This window comes from Vibrio sp. 1402 (assembly GCF_033340275.1).
Window position 1 is genome coordinate 240,175 of record NZ_JAWOWE010000005.1, and the last position, 18,480, is coordinate 258,654.

The following is an 18,480-nucleotide window of genomic DNA, read 5'->3' on the forward strand; positions in this document are numbered from 1 at the left end:
GATTCCTCTCCACTTATCCCCACCCCCACTCATTCACCATGACTATAAAAAGGATAAAAACAAAATTAAAATCAATACCTTGCAATACGACACTGCACAATATTGACGAGGTTAAGATATCGTTATCTTTCAATTTGAGAACAGGATTCCATGTCAGTGACGTTTACTTTTCCACATGTAAATTCTTAAGCTAAATTTTTGGCTGCTCAATCACATTTCGGCAAACCATTCGAAAGGGTGGGACGCAAAGCTTCCGGTCTGTCAGCATTTAAAAATCTAAAAGAATGCTCATGATAGCGGGGTTACCATGACGCAGTGTTACAGAAGTCCAATTTCTGTAGCGTTGCTTTATGCTCAGCATGCGCCGGGGTGTGACACTAGTTTGTCAGCCATAACAGAGGACATGTGATGAAATCATTTCCAACCAAATCCGTACTCGCGTTAGCACTTGCAAGCATTAGCTCAGGTGCTGCGGCTCACGGTTATGTATCAGAAACCAATGGTGGTGTCGCTGCAAGTCGCTCGGCACTATGTAAGTATCCATCGCCAGATACTAACGAAAAAAATAATAACTGCGGTGCGATTCAATATGAACCGCAAAGCGTTGAAGGCCCTGATGGCTTTCCCGAAACAGGGCCTCGCGATGGTAAAATAGCGAGTGCCGAAACCGCTTTAGCAGCTGCCCTTGATGAGCAAACTGCCGACCGTTGGGTAAAACGCCCTATTCAAGCAGGTACACAAACTTTTGAATGGACATTTACCGCTAACCACGTGACGCGCGACTGGAAATATTACATCACCAAGCCTGATTGGAACCCAAACGCTTCACTATCACGAGACTCTTTTGATCTAACTCCTTTCTGTGTCGTCGACGGCAATATGGTTCAACCCCCGAAACAGGTAAGCCATCAATGTAATGTGCCTACTCGCGAGGGATACCATGTCATCCTGGCAGTATGGGATGTTGGCGACACTGCAGCCTCATTTTATAACGTGATCGATGTGAAATTTGATGGTGGCAGTCCCGTTATTCCAGATTGGAAGCAAGGCGGTCAAATTATTCCTACAATGGATTTAAATATTGGGGATTCGGTTTATACACGCGTATTTGATCAAGCAGGTGAAAACGTGGCGTATAGAACTGAACTAGAAATTACCGATGCAGCAATGGGCCAAGCGAAAAACTGGTCTTACGCACTCGCGACTAAGCTAAACCAAGAACAAGCAAAACTGCAAGCCGGGCAGTATGCAGAGGATAAATTCACTCCTGTTTATGGTACTAATCCGGTGTATCTGCAAGCAAATAGCGGCCTTGAGCGAGTAGAGATCGGCTATAACATTGAAACTCCTGTTCCAGAATACTCACTCACAGTAGATGGCTTAGCAGACGAGTATATCATTGAGTCAACACCGACAACGTTGGATCTGACACTAACTTCTGAAGGCGATTTAAATGCAGAACTCACCGTTTACAATCACCATCGCGAACCACTTGCAAGTTGGGCAAACGAAATGAAAGACGGCTCGGTAGAGGCGATATCGCTCGCTTTAAGTAAATCGGAGCCGGGTCACCATATGCTCGTGACACGTATTAAGGATAAAGATGGCAACTTGGTGGTTCAGCAAACACTCGACTTTCACTTAAAAGAAGAGTCAGTTACTCCGCCACCATCTGGTGAGTACGATTTTGTCTTCCCTGAAGGACTATCTAGCTACACGGCGGGCACAAAAGTGCTTGCCAGCGACGGGGGCATTTATCAATGTAAACCTTTCCCATACTCTGGTTACTGTATGCAGTGGAAAGAAAGCGCAAACCATTACGAGCCTGGAATAGGTTCACACTGGGAGATGGCTTGGGATAAAGTCAACTAAATCACCCTTCGAACGTTAAGTAAAAAGAGCCTCACTATGAGGCTCTTTTATAATCAAACGCAAAAATGACAATTTTCCCGGTCTAAACCATGAACACCAGATAAACTAGTGAGATGCGCTCGCCCCTCAATCAGCCCCATTTCATACCCTTCTAGTAAAACGGATTGTCGCATTGATAAGCGCTGAACATGAAAATTATCTGGTGGGGCAATTACCCTAACATGTGTTCCTGGTGGAGGGTTACGAATAAACTCTAATGATTGATTATAGTTATCTGCACGTCTTAACATCGCATCCGCCATTTTGGGGTGCTCCGCAAACAGTTTCTTCATCAGCCATGTGGTCTTAACTGGCTTTTTGGCATAATTCAGCGGGTGAGAGAGTACTACGGTTATGTCGCGAGCCCCTCGACGATAAGCCTCACGCACTGGTATAGAGTCAGCGACCCCACCATCGGTATAACAACCGCCAGAAAAACAAGGGGTATGCTTGTAGGCAATCGGTAATGCTGTTGTCGCTTCAATCGCATGGTGAAAATTATCACGTGTCACGCGATAGTAATCTGCCTGCCCTGTATCTACATTTGTTGTCGCTGCGAGAAAAGGAACGCCATTAAACAGTTTATTTTCATCGACGGGATACAAGCGATTAGATTCTTCAAACAACCACTTCACATCGATGAGGTCCCCACCTTTAACGAAGCGAGTCGGGTCAAAAAAGCGTTTACTTGTGGCCAGCTTAGTAATGACGTTAATACTGCGATGCGGGTAGTCGGTCAAATACCCAATCAAATTTGATGCACCAGCAGATACACCGATTGCAAAATCAAACGGTTTATAACTCTGCTCTAAAAACGCATCTAACACTCCGCTTGCGAAGACGCCTCGCATCGCGCCACCTTCTACTACAATTGCTTTTGTTGCCATATTTCCCCCATTCTCCTTGCCAAAAGAGTAATGAAATTCGTGCAATCACAACAATTGAATATTCTTATTATTGAAATAGGTGAAGTCTATTTATTTCTCTCTTAGAAAATGAAAACTAAAGTTCAAAAAATCCGTACCCGTTAGAAATGTAATTGCGGGCTTAACCAAGGTGGCAAGGTCTAAGAGAAATCTAGGAGAAAACCGTTTTATAGGCTTCGCCCGCGCCATCAATGAACATTTGAGTACCAATAACCGCTAGAATTAAGCCCATCATTTTAGTCACAACATTTAGAGCACTTGGTCCAACCGCTTTGACCAATTTGTCTCCAAATAAAAACAGTACATAGGTGATCACACAGAGGACAGCGAAAGAAACGATAGTAATAATGGTTTGATCGAAACCACCCGCTGTCGCAAAGTTCATCGCGGTAGCAATCGTTCCAGGCCCAGCTAATATTGGCATCGCCAGTGGAGACACTGCAATACTCAATGCCGCCCGTTGCTGAGCTGGTGAATACGCCTTCTCTTTGGTTTTCTGATGCGTCGAATCACCTTGAAGCATGTTAAAACCTATCAAAAACACCAAAATACCGCCTGTTATTCGCAATGCATAAAGCGTGATACCAAACAAATCAAAAATTAACTTACCGGCAATAGAAAATATCGCGATGATAATAAATGCAATAAAAACCGAGCGAAGCGCAATGGAACGGATGGTTTCTTTATCTTCATCAGCAGTTAAACTCAAAAAGATGGGAATATTGGCGATAGGGTTCATGATGGCAAAGAAGCCCATAAACACCGTAACTGTATGAACAATGAGTTCTTTCATATTTTCCACTGCATTTAAATTATTGATTCTAAAAACAGTATATACGCTCTCAAACAGAACGAGTGGTGTATTCTCGATTCGCCTTCACACTTATGCGCCAAGCATTGTTTTTCTTTTGAGATAGTTTACCGACTCATCAAATGTCGCTAAGGTGAGTCTTCAGCCTTTACACGTAACAGGGGATGTTAAGTCACCATGAACAGCACGATTCAAACAATTCTCAATCACCGCTCAATTCGAAAATTCACCTCACAACCGATTGAGAGCGAACAATTAGATGCCATTCTTCAAGCCGGCCTTGCGGCGTCCTCATCAAGCATGTTGCAAGTCGTTTCAATTATCCGCGTGACCGACAAAGAAAAACGTACGCTATTAGCTCAATATGCCGGAAATCAAGGGTACGTTGAAAGCGCGGCTGAGTTTTTGGTGTTTTGTATTGATTACCAGCGCCATGCCAGTATCAACCCAGATGTTCAAGCTGATTTTACCGAGTTAACGCTAATAGGCGCTGTAGACTCGGGGATCATGGCACAAAATTGCTTGCTTGCGGCGGAGTCGATGGGACTAGGAGGCGTGTATATTGGTGGTTTACGAAACAATGCCCCAAAAGTAGACGAATTATTAGGTTTACCTAAAAATACCGCCATTTTATTTGGTATGTGTCTTGGTCATCCAGATCAAGCCCCTGAAGTAAAACCTCGCCTACCTAAGCATGTCGTGGTGCATGAGAATCAGTATCAAGACCTAAACTTGGATGATATTCAGACGTATGACCAAACCATGCAAAACTACTATGCAAACCGTTCGAGCAATCAAAAACAGAGTACTTGGTCGCAAGAAGTCACCAGTAAACTGGCTGGCGAATCACGTCCGCACATCCTGCCGTATTTGAATGGGAAGGGGCTAGCGAAGAAGTGACCATGTCGAAAGACAACAAAACAAAAAAGAGATCCGAGTCACACTTTTGATAATCCTATTTAATACAACGAGATAATTAGTCGGTAGATTTTCTTGGTTGTATTTTAGAAAGAAAACACTACATATAGAGCTAATAAACAAAATTTGAGCTAATTGAACAAGTTTTTTATCCGAAATATGAAATCTTGTAAGTGAAAACATAAAAATACGATATTTATCTGGACACTTGCTGCATTATTGTCTATTGCTCTAATCATTGAAATTCATTAGAGTTCATGCCTCCAGATGCAATCAATCCCTTATTGAGCACTTTATAAATAGAAGAAGGTGGTGCTTATAAGGTTATGTTGTGAAGTCTTTTCTGGAAAAGAATGTTGCTACCAGCAACTCGCTCTTTACGTCAGATGAATGAAAAAACATGAATTTCAAACATAAAAAGCTAGCTAGTTTAGTGCTCTCCTCAGTACTTCTTTCTGGATGTACTGTACCCGGTAGTCACCTTTCCACAGATGGAAAAAACTTCGTCGAAGACAGCAATGTTAGTCGCACTTCTGATTTCAATGTTTTTCCACTTACACTTGATAAAGTATCTCAACTTAAAAGTTTGGGGATAGAAGCCAAATCCAACCCTGAACTAGATCGCCAACTTAGCGCTTATGAGTATGAGGTTGGCCCTGGAGATATACTAAACATTACTATTTGGGATCACCCAGAACTAACTATTCCTGCTGGTTCTTATCGCAGCTCTGCTGAAGCGGGGAATTGGGTACATGCTGATGGTACTATCTTCTATCCATATATAGGTATTGTTGAAGTTGCGGGTAAAAACGTTCGTCAAATTCGTGCTGATATTTCTCGCCGATTAGCAAAGTACATAGAAAGTCCTCAAGTGGATGTCAGCGTAGCAGCTTTTCGTTCGAAAAAATCCTACATTACTGGTGAAGTAAGTAATCCTGGACAACAACCAATCACCAACATCCCACTCACCTTGTTAGATGCAATTAACCGTGCAGGTGGATTAGCCGAAAACGCCGACTGGAAAAATGTAACACTGACAAGAAACGGCATAGTTGAAAACATATCTCTTTATGCGCTGATGCAAGAAGGCGACCTCACTGAAAATAGGCTACTTCAACCAGGTGATATCATCCATGTGCCAAGAAATGATTCACAAAAGGTTTTCGTTATGGGTGAAGTTAACGATCCTAAACTACTGAAAATAGATCGCGCTGGCATGAGCCTTACGGAAGCTCTGAGCAACGTTGGCGGTATTAATCAGATATCAGCGGATGCGACAGGTGTATTCGTAATTAGGAGGTCACAAGACGCAGGTTCACTGGGCGACATATATCAACTTGATGTCTCCGATGCGGCAGCGCTCGTTATTGGTACTGAATTTGCTCTGAAACCGTATGACATCGTTTATGTCACTGCGGCGCCTATCAGTCGTTGGAATCGCGTTATTGCACAACTAGTACCTACCATCTCAGGCTTCAATGAACTTACAGAAGGCGTCCTTCGAGTCAGGACTTGGCCATAGAAAAAGCATTCTGAAGGGCTTGTTTGAACATAAACAAGTCATTCAAACGTTGTCTATAAGGAGCAAAACATGTTTTCGAACATTCTTGTCGTGTGTGTAGGTAATATTTGTCGCTCTCCCACAGGAGAGCGGTTACTACAGCAACTACTCCCAGATAAACAGATTTCTTCGGCGGGTATTGCCGTAGAAAAAAGTCGCCTAACCGGAAAGCCAGCAGATGAAACCGCCAGACTTGTCGCGTCAGAACGTGGTATCTACCTGCTAGACCACAAAGCGCAGCAGCTAACCGCTAAGTTGTGCGCAAAACAAGACCTAATATTGGTGATGGAACAAGGTCATATCGATGCTTTGACGGAGCTGGTACCAGAGGCTAGAGGTAAAGCAATGTTATTTGGTCACTGGATAGGTTCCGTGGATATTCCAGATCCATACAGACAGAGTAGAGAAGCCTTTGAGCATGCATTATCTCTGATTGAAAATGCTGCTCATGCATGGGCAAAAAAAATATAAATTCAGATCACTTGGCGAAATAAAAAATAATGGCTAACCAAACAATACAACCATCTGCTCTTGCTGATGATGAGATCGACCTAGGCAAGCTCTTCGGCATATTGATAGACGCGAAATGGTTTATCATCAGTATTACACTCTTTTTTGCAACATTAGGTATCGCGGTCGCGTTGCTATCAACTCCGATTTACAAAGCCGACTCGTTAATACAAATCGAAAAGAAAAGTTCAGGTGGTATTTCGGCGATGGTCGGTGACATGGGAGAACTCTTTTCTGCCGAATCATCTGCAACTACAGAAATTGAAATAATTAAATCGAGAATGATTCTTGGCGATACCGTTGATAAGTTTAACTTAACAACCATTGCCACTCCTGATTACTTACCTTTTGTTGGTAAAGGTCTAGCACGAATCAACGGTACTCAAAACTACATTTCTTTGACCACGTTTGAAGTACCTCGAACGGCTAAAGGATTATCTCATCAACTGATTGCTACAGACATCGAGAAAGGTCAATTCAGCTTGATGCTTGAAGACCAAATGGTACTTTCTGGTTCAGTTGGTCAACTAATTGAGATGAATGGCTATCGTGTAAAAGTGAACCAGCTCAATGCTCAAAATGAAGATACTTTTACAATAAGTAAAATAAGCAAGTTAGATGCTATCAACAAGTTAGCCTCACAACTTTCTATTTCAGAGAGAGGTAGCCAAACAGGTATTGTATCTCTAAGTATTGAAGGTGAATACCCAGACCACAATCAGCTTGTTTTAAATGACGTTGTTCAAAACTATTTTTTGCAGAATGTTAGAAGAAACTCAGCTGAAGCTGAGCAGAGCCTCAACTTCCTTAAAGGTCATTTACCCGAGATTAAGGACAAGCTAACTATTTCAGAAGATACATTGAACAGTTTTAGACAAGAAAACGAATCTATCGATTTAAATCTCGAAGCACAATCGACTCTAAAAGTGATGGTGGCACTTGAAGCCCAACTTAATGAGCTAACATTTAAAGAAAGTGAAATCAGTCAAAAATTCACCCAAGACCACCCAGCTTATAAATCGCTGTTAGACAAACGTCAGACATTACTGCAAGAGAAAGAGCGTCTTAACAAACAAGTTCAAAAACTACCAAAAACACAGCGCGAAGTCTTGCGTATGACTCGTGATGTCGAAGTAAACCAGCAAATCTACATCCAACTTTTGAATAAAGTTCAAGAGCTAAATATCATAAAAGCTGGCACCGTGGGTAATGTGCGTATTATTGACAATGCACAATCTTACGCCGTTCCTATTAAACCGAAAAAACCTTTGATTGTGGTTTTGGCTACTCTTCTAGGAGGCATGGTAGCTGTCGCATTTGTTCTGGTAAAAACCGCGTTTCATCGTGGAGTGACTTCTCCTGATGAAATTGAGCAAACTGGAATATCTGTATATGCAAGTGTTCCAAAATCAGCACAACAATTGGAAGTTGCGAACAAGCTAAAACGTAAAAACAACAAAGACTTACTTCTTTTAGCAAATGCCAATCCAGCAGATCTATCAATTGAAGCACTACGTGGACTTCGAACCAGCTTACACTTCGCAATGTTGGAAGCCAAAAACAATGTCTTAATGATTTCAGGCCCAGCGCCTTCCATAGGTAAGACGTTTGTATCAACTAACTTTGCTGCAGTTGCGGCTAAAACGGGTCAAAAAGTCCTTTTGGTGGATGCTGACATGCGAAAAGGTTATTTACAGCAATGTTTTGGCCTCACAGCAGAGCAAGGGTTATCTGACTTACTAAGTGGAAAAATTGATCGAGCAACCGCAATCAAGCCAAGTCAAGTTGAAAACTTGGATGTGGTTACTCGTGGTCAAGTACCACCAAATCCATCAGAGCTTTTGATGCATCCACGATTTGTTGAATTTGTAGAACAAGTATCAAAAGAATACGATCTAATCATCATCGATACACCGCCTGTACTCGCAGTTACCGACCCAAGCATTGTTGGCGCGCTTGCAGGAACAACTCTGATGGTCGCTCGTTTTGATCAAACGACTTTGAAGGAGATTGAAGTCGCGCAAGGTCGCTTCGAGCAATCAGGCGTTGAAGTTAAAGGTGTGATTCTCAATGCAGTTGAGAAAAAAGCATCTAACTCATACGGCTATGGATACGGCTACTATAACTACGCGTACAAAAGCGAATCATAACTTGAATTTAGATCGCTAATTAAACCAAATATGACAAAGCCCTGCTAGAAACAGCAGGGCTTTTTCTATTGCACTCTTAGTTGCTTGTACGTAATCAAACTAAGCAAGACAAAGAATATTGGGTCACTCCAACCAAAACCGACAAATACTCCGATAATGCCGGCATAGGTAGTAATCACTGCCCCTAAGCCATTAGTAATCAATAATGCTTTAAACAGCTGTTTCGCAGTATGCCCTGATTCCACATTACGTAACATCAAACTCACCGCTGCGATTCCACCTAAAAAGATCGAAGTATGCTGCGATAAAAACAGCGCGTACTGGTCGTTAATTTGTACTCCATACATCGGCCACATTATGGTTGGTACAAAAAACAACGCAAAAGCGAATACCGTATATACGACACCATGAACGGTTAGAAAAGTGCGGTTGGTCATCATCTCCTTATCCTCTAATAGGCCCTTGATTGAGCGTCGTTAACGGCACATTGATATCGAAAATTTGACCTCGTACTTCGACTACGCCCATTTTTCGTAAGCGTGCGGCATGCATTTCGAGATAAGCTTGCGCCGTGGCTTCATCTTCAAAAAGATAGATACCACCACCGAGTTTGTCTTTTTCGCTTTCCGTCCAGATTTTCCAAATCATGCCCGGCTCTTGGTTAATCGACTTAGCTAAGTCGACCAGAGCATTCGACATCTCGTCACCAAACGGACCATGAAATTCAAAATCAACTTGCAATAATTTCGCCATCTTGAGTCTCCTCTTCTTATTGACTCGTTTTCGATGACAAGATTATTACCTTTATAAAACTGACAGAAAAGTTCATAATTTCGCCATTAACTGTCTAAAAAATTGACTCATGAGACTAAAAACGACCTTAGAACAATGGCAAACGCTACAAGCGATTAATCAAGAAGGCAGCATTCAATCCGCAGCTTTACTGCTCAACAAGAGCCATACTACATTGATCTACTCGGTGAGGAAGTTAGAAGACCAACTTGGTATTCAACTTATCGAAGTACGAGGGCGCAAAGCGGGTTTGACAGAGCACGGCAAAACCATACTGCGTCGTGCACAATCCATGCTTGAACAAGCGCGGGAACTAGAAGTCATCAGCGAGCAGTTAAAAAGTGGGGTGGAATCTCAAATCACGGTCGCAGTAGATCATCTTTGTGACCCTTGTTGGCTTTATGCACCACTCAGTCAATTTTTGGAGGACAACAACACGACCTCCGTTCAAGTGGTTGAAACGTCACTGAGCAAAACAACCGAAATGGTCGTAAATGAGCTCGCTGACATCGCAATCATCAACTTACCGATAACCAACTACCCTGCCGAAGCATTTGGCGTAACAACCATGCTGCCTGTAATCGCAGCACACCATCCACTCGCTAAAAAGCCGCATGTTTCCATCGACGATTTTGCAACCACCAGCCAAATTGTCATCCGTGACTTAGGTGATTCAGACAAAACGAAAAGAGATGTGGGTTGGTTACGCGCACGTCAGCGTATTACCGTCGATAACTTCGACCACGCTTTTCACGCCGTAGAGCAAGGCGTTGGGTTTTGTCGGCTACCAGCGCACTTAGTCTCAGCCCGAAAGAGCGATAAAATTAAAGTATTGGAGCTCGAACACTCCCATCAATATCAAGTTGCGCTGCACCTCACTTTGCCCAAAGGAGCCAAAAGTGGTCCTGCGACTCAAGCGCTTTATCGTATTTTACTCAAAAGTGTAGAAACTCGAGTCTAGCAACAGTGGTATTGAGTTGAATCGCTAGTGTTATCGCCTATTGATTCTCCCTAAACATAGAGAAACGGCCATTTTGTGACGCTACACTCTCACAAAAGGTTGCACGAAGGATAGCGACCACCTACTATCACTCTGCTCATGCCTAAAGCACCCAACACTCGCGGAAAGAACTCGGTTCACGGCAATATCCTCACCTGCTTGGTTTAGCAGGCACAATCTGTTTTTACCTTCTTTTTAGCTTCTATTTAGGCGAGTGTGGAAGAAATAAGAAAGGTGAAATATGAACTCTACAAATAGCTTCTCGATCAATATCAATCAGCAAAAATCCATTGCTAAAAAAAGGCTCAAAGCTATCCGCCTATACGATGACGCCACGTTGGAGTTAGTTAAGCGATTTCACTCCAAACCAGAATCTTTGGCTCCCAATACAATTCAATTGGCTGACGTTCAACATGCACTCGCAAGAGAACTGGGCTTATCCAGTTGGAGTAAACTAAAAGCTCATGTCGAAGAGCTAGAAGCGCACAAACTAGCCATCAAAGAACAAAAACCGCCCCTAGATGCAAAAGTAAAAACGCTACACGTTCGTTGTGGCCACGACATTCAACAACAACTTAAAGCCAGCGGATTTGAAGGGACATTTTTAGCCCTGATCGATCCGCTTTGTATTGGCCCCATACCAGCAACACCACAGAACTTCCTTGCCATTCGTGCCCAATATGTCGTAGAGACTCTGCTGCCTGTGATGAAGCGTGAAGACTCGGTTCAAGATATAGTCACATTGGAACAATCAAACCTCGATCTGTTGCAAAGTGATGTATTTGAACGAATCGTCTTTTGGGTCGAACATGACAGTTATGATCAATTGATGCTAATTCGTGCTCTAACACAGTTAGAGAATGTAGAGAATAAAGTGATAGAGATCATTGAGTTGAACCAGTTCCCGGGCACTGAACGATTCATCGGCTTTGGGCAGTTGCCTGAAGAAGCTATTCGTTCTTGTTGGCGATACCGTAAACCTGTGACAGCAAAATTATTCAGTCAGGCTAAACGGTGTTGGCACGCTATTACATCACCGACACCTATTTCCATAGTTAATTTGATTCAGCAGCATAACCTGGATTGCTTGCCCAATATATTCAACGTGCTTAAACGCCATTTGCAAGAGTTACCTAATTCACAAACTGGATTGAGCTTGACACAACACCTCGCACTAAAGGTCTTGAGCTCACAAAATCGTTCAATTCCCATCAAAGATTGGTTTGAGCAATATCAACAACTAGAACCTCTTCCTTACCTAGGAGACGTGATGTTTTACGCGTTACTCCTCCCTCTAGCACAGTGTCAAACACCGTTGATCACGATTGAATCACGTGAAAGGCACTGGTGGGAACAAAGCGTCCGTATCACTGAGGCTGGCAAGCAGTGTTTGGAGGGTTTAATACGAGCGAAACAATGCTATTGGGTTGGAGGGATTAAAAATACCAGTCAAAGTTATTGGAGCTGGGATCACCTCCAACTAACTACACTTGCCAACCATCATTGAGTTGACAAATATGAAAGCATAAAAGGTTCGTTGGCTCTGATGAACACTCAATACTAAAGTATCGCTAAAGAAGCGACCGCTAGTCTGAATACAACTTAAATAGTTATGCAGAAATGCATCCACTCAAAGAGAGTATGCACTCTATCTCTTATTAAAATTTATTGTAAATCCTCTTTGTTATCGGTTGTATATTCGATAAAAGTGTTAAAATACAAACTTTTAATCCGGCCAATTCGTTAATATTTGGTTAAAATCCCATTTTTATTAGTGATAAAGTTCACATCTATTAACCATTTAGAGGATTATTCTTTCGTATTTTCTCACTCCGCTGCTAATCTGCTCGCCGCTTTGAAGTGAACTCAAGGTGCATAACTATAAGGAGTGTTCTCATGAATACCAAGAAACCGATGTCGCTTACCAGCCGCGTAATTTTAGGTATGGTTGCGGGTATCTTGACAGGATTTGCAATTCGCACACTTTTTGCCGACAACGGATTTGTCGACGCATACATTGTTAATGGATTATTCGAAGTTGGTGGACAGATCTTCGTTGCCAGCTTAAAAATGCTTGTTGTACCGCTAGTATTTGTTTCGTTAGTTTGTGGTACTAGCTCTCTCAAAGACCTTTCTACACTGGGTCGCATGGGCGGTAAAACCCTCGCTTTCTACGTTACAACAACGGCTATCGCGATTACGCTTGCTCTAACTATGGGTACTCTGTTCCAGCCAGGTGCTGGCGCTGACCTAACCGCAGCAAGTTCATTCAAATCAGCAGAAGCACCATCTTTGGGTCAGGTGATCATCGATATGTTCCCAACCAACCCTATCAGTGCGATGGCTGAAGGTAAAACCCTGCAAGTTATTGTGTTCGCGGTACTATTTGGTATCGCGATCAGCGCAGCAGGCAAACCTGGTGAACGTATTGCAGCGTTCTTCGCTGATCTGAATGAAGTGATCATGAAACTGGTTGCGATTTTGATGAACTTGGCGCCTTATGGTGTGTTCTTCTTAATGGCGAAGCTATTTACTGGTCTTGGTCTGGGCGCAATCGTCAATCTGGCAGAGTACTTCTTAGTACTGGCGGGGACGCTTGTCCTGCACGGCCTAGTCACTTACAGCTTAATGTTAAAAGGTTTCACTGGTCTAAATCCAATTACGTTCCTGCGTAAGATGGAAGACGCGATCATGTTTGCTTTCTCGACCGCATCATCAAACGCGACGATTCCAGTGACAATGGAAACAGCAAAGCACCGCATGGGTGTTGAGAACCGTGTATCATCGTTCACAGTACCACTTGGTGCAACCGTGAACATGGACGGTACGGCGATCATGCAGGGCGTAGCAACTGCGTTTATTGCTCAAGCTTTCAATATTGATTTAACTATGGGCGATTACCTAATGGTTATCATGACGGCAACTCTGGCGTCTATCGGTACCGCAGGTGTTCCTGGTGTGGGTCTTGTCATGCTTGCTATGGTATTGAACCAAGTTGGTCTGCCGCTTGAAGGTATCGCGCTCATCATGGGTGTTGACCGTCTTCTTGATATGATTCGTACCGCGGTAAATATCACTGGTGACAGTGCTGTAACCGTCATCGTTGCAAAATCAGAGGGTGCATTGGATGAAGCTCGCTTCAACGACCCAATGGCAGGCGTAGCCGAAGAAGAAGTGCACCTGAAACGCGCGGAAGCTTAAACCCTTCCAAGTTAAATTATCCTGTCTAAGCAAAAACCACCTTACTCTAAGGTGGTTTTTTATTTCCAATTAACCCGAAGTCAAAAAGGTTTAGATAAATTTCTCGTCCCCCGAGGTTGTTTCAATTACTAATCGGTAAGTAGTTCGATTCTATATTAGTTCATCTAGAGGGTTAAGATAACTCGCCTATGTTTATTACTTTGAAAATGATATAAGGAACATTTTCATCATATAGAGATACAAATTCCATTATCAAATTAAAGTTCAAAACCAAATCGCGATAGATAGTAGTCTGATAATTAAGTTGGTACTAAGATACATACATCATAATTTCATGTTTAAAAATAGTCTTTTTTATTCATTTTCTCATTTCCAATACTTGCATTAGGTTTCAACGAAAGTATGTTCGATTTTTTTAAGAAATTTAAATATACATTAAGCCCAGAGGTAAAAGGTACTTTAGTTCTTGATCAAAGACCTCTAGAAAATGTAACGGTTTACTTAGAAGCTAATTTTTTAAAAAATAATTACAAAAGGAGTTCAAGTACTAATGAGTTAGGTGAATTTCACTTTAAACCAGTCATACATGCTCAAAGGTTCAAAGAATCAGCTTTGAATCAAACATATTCATATATCGGAATATATACCTATATAAATGAAGAAAAGAAATATATTTGGGAGTCTCAGTTAAACTACGTTTCACCACCTATATTTATAAAGGACAACTTAAGTAATCTTTACTGTGAGCTTGAAGGTACCGAGTTTCGATACTTTTTCAAGAATATCAATCTAGAAAATGCTGGAGATCTAATGGTTATTAGCAACTGCAATTTAAATGGATTTTTATATAAAAGACATTTTTCATAGAGTTTATGATTGTGATGATTATTAAACTCAAAGTTCTTTAAAAGAAAAAGTTATACCTGCACGCCTCAATCAAGTTTAAACATATCAATCAAAGTGCTAATTCGCAGAATATTTCTCTAAAGTAATTCACTACTTAACTTTCGTATACTCCTGATTCTACATAACCAGTTAGTTTGCACTGACTGTACACATAAGTATCATCTTCACCATTTCCAAAATAAGAAAAAGCGAAGTAGTAAACTTCATTGGTTACTTCACAATTCAAATTTCCCATATTTTCTCTAGCAAACTCATAAGTCTCATAACCATCAATTGAAGACTCCCATATCGTCACCTCTTCTCCATTTGCTAGATGAGTCTTCAGGAAAACGAGCACGTATTTCTGATCTAAGTTCAATAAGTCTTGAGACTCATGCTCTTCAAATGCAGGGAAGGCAAACGATCCGTTAGCATCAGTAATAGTTTGAAACTCATGAATGGTTCCACGCACACCGACTCGGAGGACCACTAATTGAGATGACAACGGTTTTACGTTCAAAGTTAGCATACCAATAATATCTGGCGTATACCTGTACATGAAAGGTTTCTCTTAGATAAAAACTTGAATCTGAAAGTACCCTTTCAAATCGAGCAAATCTACTACGGAAAAACGTATTGTTACGAGCTCGTGTGCTTTGAGTAAATGTTAAAAATAACAATTTCTTGTTTGCGCTAAACCAAACATAGAACATGTTTGATGGGCCATACCTACTCCACCATCGAATTCAGTTTTTCTCTGGCTTGTGCTTCGTGTTCTTTAGTGATGGCATTACCGACTGAGTTCGCGGCTAAGGTAAGTGCTGCCATGTCATCGGTAAAACCGACGCCAGCGAGTACGTCTGGCACCATATCGGTTGGTAATACGAAGTAAGCCAATGCTCCACCTAAAATCGCCTTATGGCGAACAGAGGTGTTAGAATCTGTCATCGCGAGCCATGATTTTATGCCCATTACGGCAATTTCTTCACCCGCTTTCCTAACCGACGCTTTCATTTTACGCCAGAAGGTTTTCTCATCTGGTGCTTGCATCGTTTGGTCTAAGACGTCATCGGACGCCGAATTTACAGACATGCTTGTGGTCATCGTGCCTCCTAAATTTATGACTGTGGCATAGATATTAAGGCGATGAACCTGAACGTAGGATTAATAGCGCGTAATGATAATGAAGAAAGGAAACAAAATGGCTAGATAAAAAAATCCCCAAACCGAAGTCCAGGGATTATTGCTTTGGAAACCAAATGGTTTTGAAACCAACAGCTTTGGGAGCCAAGCTTTAGAAGCAGAATGCCTTATTGAACAATCTTCTCCAGTACACGTATCAACATTTTGATACGTGGTTCAATAGACTCAAGCAACAAGTACTCTTGATCGCTGTGGAAGCCCGCACCGATAGGTCCTAGACCATCCAAAGTTGGAACACCAAGAATCGCCGTGTTGTTTGCATCAGAGCCACCACCTACTTCTTTCCAGTTGATGTCGATCGCCAGTTCACTTGCGGCTTCTTCAACTAGCATCATCAGGCTTTCTGTTTGTGGGCTTGGCACCATAGAAGGCTTATAAGCTTCACGAACCAACTCAATTCTCACGCCACCAACGAATGGTGTTTCCAGCATGCCATTTAGCTTGCTATCGACATCATCGTATTCTTCGTTGCTCCAGAAACGCACATCCACGATCGCTTCCGCGTGCTCAGGGACGATGTTCGCACCGTTGCCGCCAGAAACAATGCCGACGTTCAGCGTAGTACCAGATTCAAAGTTGGTCATTGCATTGACAGCCAGAATCCAATTCGCCATCTCAGTGATTGCGCTGCGGCCGTTTTCTGGCTCGTTACCTGCGTGAGCAGCAACGCCATTAAAGGTCATTTTGTAGCGAGCCATGCCTTTGCGCGCTTTCACTAAACCACCGTCTGCACGTGCTGCTTCTGCAACCAGCACATTCTTAGCGTTTTTCGCAACTGATTGAATCCAATCCACAGAGTCCAGAGAGCCCGTCTCTTCATCTGGGTTCATGCAGATAGCGATAGACAACTTATCCAACACCGCTTGGTCTAGATTGCGCATCGCGTATACGATGTTCAGCAAGCCAGATTTCATGTCCGAGACGCCCGGACCGTAGGCTTTCTCTGCATCTTGAGACATTGGACGAAGCTCAGCAGTACCCACAGGGAACACGGTATCCATGTGACCAATCAGCATTACGTCGATTTGCTCAGCTTCCGGCTTGTTTCGAACTTCAAGACCGATGCCCGCTCTGCCACAGTCGATGCGTTTTACGCTCCAACCTGACATCGCTTGGTACTTCTCTTCAAATTGAGAAGCGATAAACTCGATACCATCAGTCGTGTAAGTGCCACAATCCACATTAATCAGCGGACGTAGCTCTTCTAGATATTCATTTAGAGAGAATTGCATGACTCACTCCTAGACAAACAGATTCATCACCAGCATTGCGCCAAACGCGTTCAATACTGAGATTGCAATCATAACTGGGATGTAACGACCTTCAGTACCAATTGGACCCATGATACGACCCATGTACTGAACTTGAGAGCCCATTAGGTAGATAGCAGGCGCAAGAATCGCAATGTGCGTACCGTTCAGGATACCTTGGTCAAACAGCGTAATCACTACGCCAACCGCACCGCCCATCGACATCCAAGCACCGATCAATACCGCTGCTGCTTCACCCGGAAGACCAAACACTGCCATGATTGGAGAAAACACCGTGCCCATCAGATCCAACGCGCCAGTGATTTGAAGCGCTTTGATGATAACGAACGCCATCAATACGTTAGGCACCGTAGAGGTAGTCGCAATTACCCAGCCTTTCTTAGCACCCTCGACGAAGATATCCGTCACCATTGGTTTTTTCGCTTTAACGTCACCCATTATGCCGTCTCCTCTTTTAGGTTCTCTGATTTGTTTGGGTCTTGCTTGTCTTCTTTACCTTCCGTCATGTTCAGGTAGATACGGAACAGGTTCGCGCCGATGATCTTAAATGCGAACATCACCACAACTGCTAAACCAATAGAAGACGTTACTGCTAGAGAGCCGTCAGCTATCGTCAGTGTGAACAGCACAGCACCCGATGAGAAGAAGTTCACGATGGTTGCACCTGCAGTGAACTGGAACATGGTAAATACGTCCGTTTCACGCTTAGTTAGGTGACCTTCATCTTTTAGCTGACGCGTCATTGCCGCACCTGCATCGGTACTTTGTAGAGAAGCAATTAAAGCCAGACCAGAGTTACCAGGGATGCCCATTAGAGGACGCAGAAGAGGAGTAAGAAGCTTACGAGCTGCTTCAAGTGCACCGTAGTGCTCAAGTACGTTGATCATACCTAAGGCGAACATAACAGTTGGAATCAAAGTAAGTGCGAAAATGAAACCGTCGCGAGCACCGCTACCACCAGTACCGCGAAGCGACGTTGTTGCAACTTGCACACCGTCAGCCGTTTCGGTGACACCATACGCCACCTTGCCGAAAGAGCCATTGAGCGTTGTAAAATCGAATACACCGTACCATTCGCTAGATTGCATCAGGCCAGAAAAGAACACAACCGCAAACGCCAGAGCAACGTAGCACCCCAGTGTAACTTTACGCTCAGTTTGAACAGGAATTTTCATAACATTACCTACACATGTGGAACTTAACACATATGTTCACCTGAATAATGTGCTAGAGAGATGATCAAAATCAATCCGCCTGCCGAACATTATCGCGACTCAGTTATGAAGTTTTGTTTTATGATTCCAATCACAATTGAAAGATAATAAAAATTTGTGCTAACAA

18 protein-coding genes and 1 riboswitch are annotated in these 18,480 nt (G+C 42.8%); of the genes, 9 read left to right on the forward strand and 9 right to left on the reverse strand.

Annotated elements, in window-relative coordinates; genetic code table 11:
- Positions 1 to 209: 209 nt before the first annotated feature.
- A riboswitch (cyclic di-GMP riboswitch) is annotated at positions 210 to 310 on the forward strand.
- Between the two features lie 98 nt (positions 311 to 408).
- On the forward strand, positions 409 to 1,872 hold the full coding sequence (gene gbpA, locus R7044_RS12150) for an N-acetylglucosamine-binding protein GbpA (RefSeq protein ID WP_225455602.1): 1,464 nt from the start codon (positions 409 to 411) through the stop codon (positions 1,870 to 1,872).
- 53 nt (positions 1,873 to 1,925) lie between these two features.
- On the opposite strand, the gene R7044_RS12155 is transcribed toward gbpA, so the two are convergent.
- On the reverse strand, positions 1,926 to 2,798 hold the full coding sequence (locus R7044_RS12155; RefSeq protein WP_017634445.1) for a patatin family protein: 873 nt from the start codon (positions 2,796 to 2,798) through the stop codon (positions 1,926 to 1,928).
- Positions 2,799 to 2,988: 190 nt separating this feature from the next.
- Positions 2,989 to 3,630 carry a MarC family protein gene (locus R7044_RS12160; RefSeq protein WP_005374889.1) on the reverse strand — a complete coding sequence of 214 codons (642 nt, stop codon included), beginning with the start codon at positions 3,628 to 3,630 and terminating at the stop codon, positions 2,989 to 2,991.
- Between the two features lie 195 nt (positions 3,631 to 3,825).
- Here R7044_RS12160 and nfsA point away from each other — a divergent pair, with 195 nt between their 5' ends.
- The 4 genes from nfsA to R7044_RS12180 all read left to right on the forward strand — a co-directional run bounded on the left by nfsA (position 3,826) and on the right by R7044_RS12180 (position 8,787).
- A complete protein-coding gene (gene nfsA / locus R7044_RS12165; RefSeq protein ID WP_053350001.1) occupies positions 3,826 to 4,548 on the forward strand; it encodes an oxygen-insensitive NADPH nitroreductase in 723 nt (240 codons plus the stop codon).
- Between the two features lie 418 nt (positions 4,549 to 4,966).
- The gene (locus R7044_RS12170) at positions 4,967 to 6,088 is read left to right on the forward strand and encodes a polysaccharide export protein (protein ID WP_033906671.1); all 1,122 of its coding nucleotides are present in this window, start codon (positions 4,967 to 4,969) and stop codon (positions 6,086 to 6,088) included.
- 69 nt (positions 6,089 to 6,157) lie between these two features.
- Positions 6,158 to 6,598 (forward strand): low molecular weight protein-tyrosine-phosphatase, encoded by a 441-nt coding sequence (locus R7044_RS12175; protein WP_064376871.1) that lies wholly within the window; start codon positions 6,158 to 6,160, stop codon positions 6,596 to 6,598.
- A gap of 29 nt (positions 6,599 to 6,627) precedes the next feature.
- A complete protein-coding gene (locus R7044_RS12180; protein WP_064376872.1) occupies positions 6,628 to 8,787 on the forward strand; it encodes a polysaccharide biosynthesis tyrosine autokinase in 2,160 nt (719 codons plus the stop codon).
- A gap of 65 nt (positions 8,788 to 8,852) precedes the next feature.
- Here the strand turns inward: R7044_RS12180 and R7044_RS12185 are convergent, their stop codons facing one another.
- Entirely contained in the window at positions 8,853 to 9,224 is a 372-nt protein-coding gene (locus R7044_RS12185; protein WP_017634450.1) for a hypothetical protein, read from the reverse strand.
- Positions 9,225 to 9,231: 7 nt separating this feature from the next.
- Complete coding sequence (locus R7044_RS12190) at positions 9,232 to 9,540, reverse strand: monooxygenase (protein WP_005374871.1); 309 nt, start codon at positions 9,538 to 9,540, stop codon at positions 9,232 to 9,234.
- Between the two features lie 109 nt (positions 9,541 to 9,649).
- Between R7044_RS12190 and R7044_RS12195 the strand changes: the two genes are divergently transcribed.
- The 4 genes from R7044_RS12195 (at position 9,650) to R7044_RS12210 (ending at position 14,647) form a co-directional block, all read left to right on the forward strand.
- On the forward strand, positions 9,650 to 10,540 hold the full coding sequence (locus R7044_RS12195; RefSeq protein ID WP_033906667.1) for a LysR family transcriptional regulator: 891 nt from the start codon (positions 9,650 to 9,652) through the stop codon (positions 10,538 to 10,540).
- A 280-nt stretch (positions 10,541 to 10,820) separates the two neighbouring features.
- Positions 10,821 to 12,086 (forward strand): DUF1835 domain-containing protein, encoded by a 1,266-nt coding sequence (locus tag R7044_RS12200; RefSeq protein ID WP_005374868.1) that lies wholly within the window; start codon positions 10,821 to 10,823, stop codon positions 12,084 to 12,086.
- A 389-nt stretch (positions 12,087 to 12,475) separates the two neighbouring features.
- On the forward strand, positions 12,476 to 13,780 hold the full coding sequence (locus R7044_RS12205; protein WP_025768631.1) for a dicarboxylate/amino acid:cation symporter: 1,305 nt from the start codon (positions 12,476 to 12,478) through the stop codon (positions 13,778 to 13,780).
- Positions 13,781 to 14,182: 402 nt separating this feature from the next.
- Positions 14,183 to 14,647 carry a DUF6795 domain-containing protein gene (locus R7044_RS12210; RefSeq protein WP_033906666.1) on the forward strand — a complete coding sequence of 155 codons (465 nt, stop codon included), beginning with the start codon at positions 14,183 to 14,185 and terminating at the stop codon, positions 14,645 to 14,647.
- A gap of 133 nt (positions 14,648 to 14,780) precedes the next feature.
- On the opposite strand, the gene R7044_RS12215 is transcribed toward R7044_RS12210, so the two are convergent.
- The 5 genes from R7044_RS12215 to R7044_RS12235 form a co-directional block, all read right to left on the reverse strand.
- The gene (locus R7044_RS12215; RefSeq protein ID WP_033906665.1) at positions 14,781 to 15,224 is read right to left on the reverse strand and encodes a DUF6795 domain-containing protein; all 444 of its coding nucleotides are present in this window, start codon (positions 15,222 to 15,224) and stop codon (positions 14,781 to 14,783) included.
- Positions 15,225 to 15,394: 170 nt separating this feature from the next.
- Positions 15,395 to 15,769 (reverse strand): YkvA family protein, encoded by a 375-nt coding sequence (locus R7044_RS12220; RefSeq protein WP_033906664.1) that lies wholly within the window; start codon positions 15,767 to 15,769, stop codon positions 15,395 to 15,397.
- Positions 15,770 to 15,975: 206 nt separating this feature from the next.
- Positions 15,976 to 17,100 (reverse strand): M20 family metallopeptidase, encoded by a 1,125-nt coding sequence (locus R7044_RS12225; protein ID WP_064376876.1) that lies wholly within the window; start codon positions 17,098 to 17,100, stop codon positions 15,976 to 15,978.
- A gap of 9 nt (positions 17,101 to 17,109) precedes the next feature.
- Positions 17,110 to 17,577: a YjiG family protein gene (locus R7044_RS12230; RefSeq protein ID WP_005374849.1), complete on the reverse strand. Its 468-nt coding sequence runs from the start codon at positions 17,575 to 17,577 to the stop codon at positions 17,110 to 17,112.
- Positions 17,577 to 18,314 (reverse strand): nucleoside recognition domain-containing protein, encoded by a 738-nt coding sequence (locus R7044_RS12235; protein ID WP_064376878.1) that lies wholly within the window; start codon positions 18,312 to 18,314, stop codon positions 17,577 to 17,579. Before R7044_RS12235 ends, R7044_RS12230 begins: the two co-directional genes overlap by 1 nt.
- Between the last annotated feature and the right edge of the window lie 166 nt (positions 18,315 to 18,480).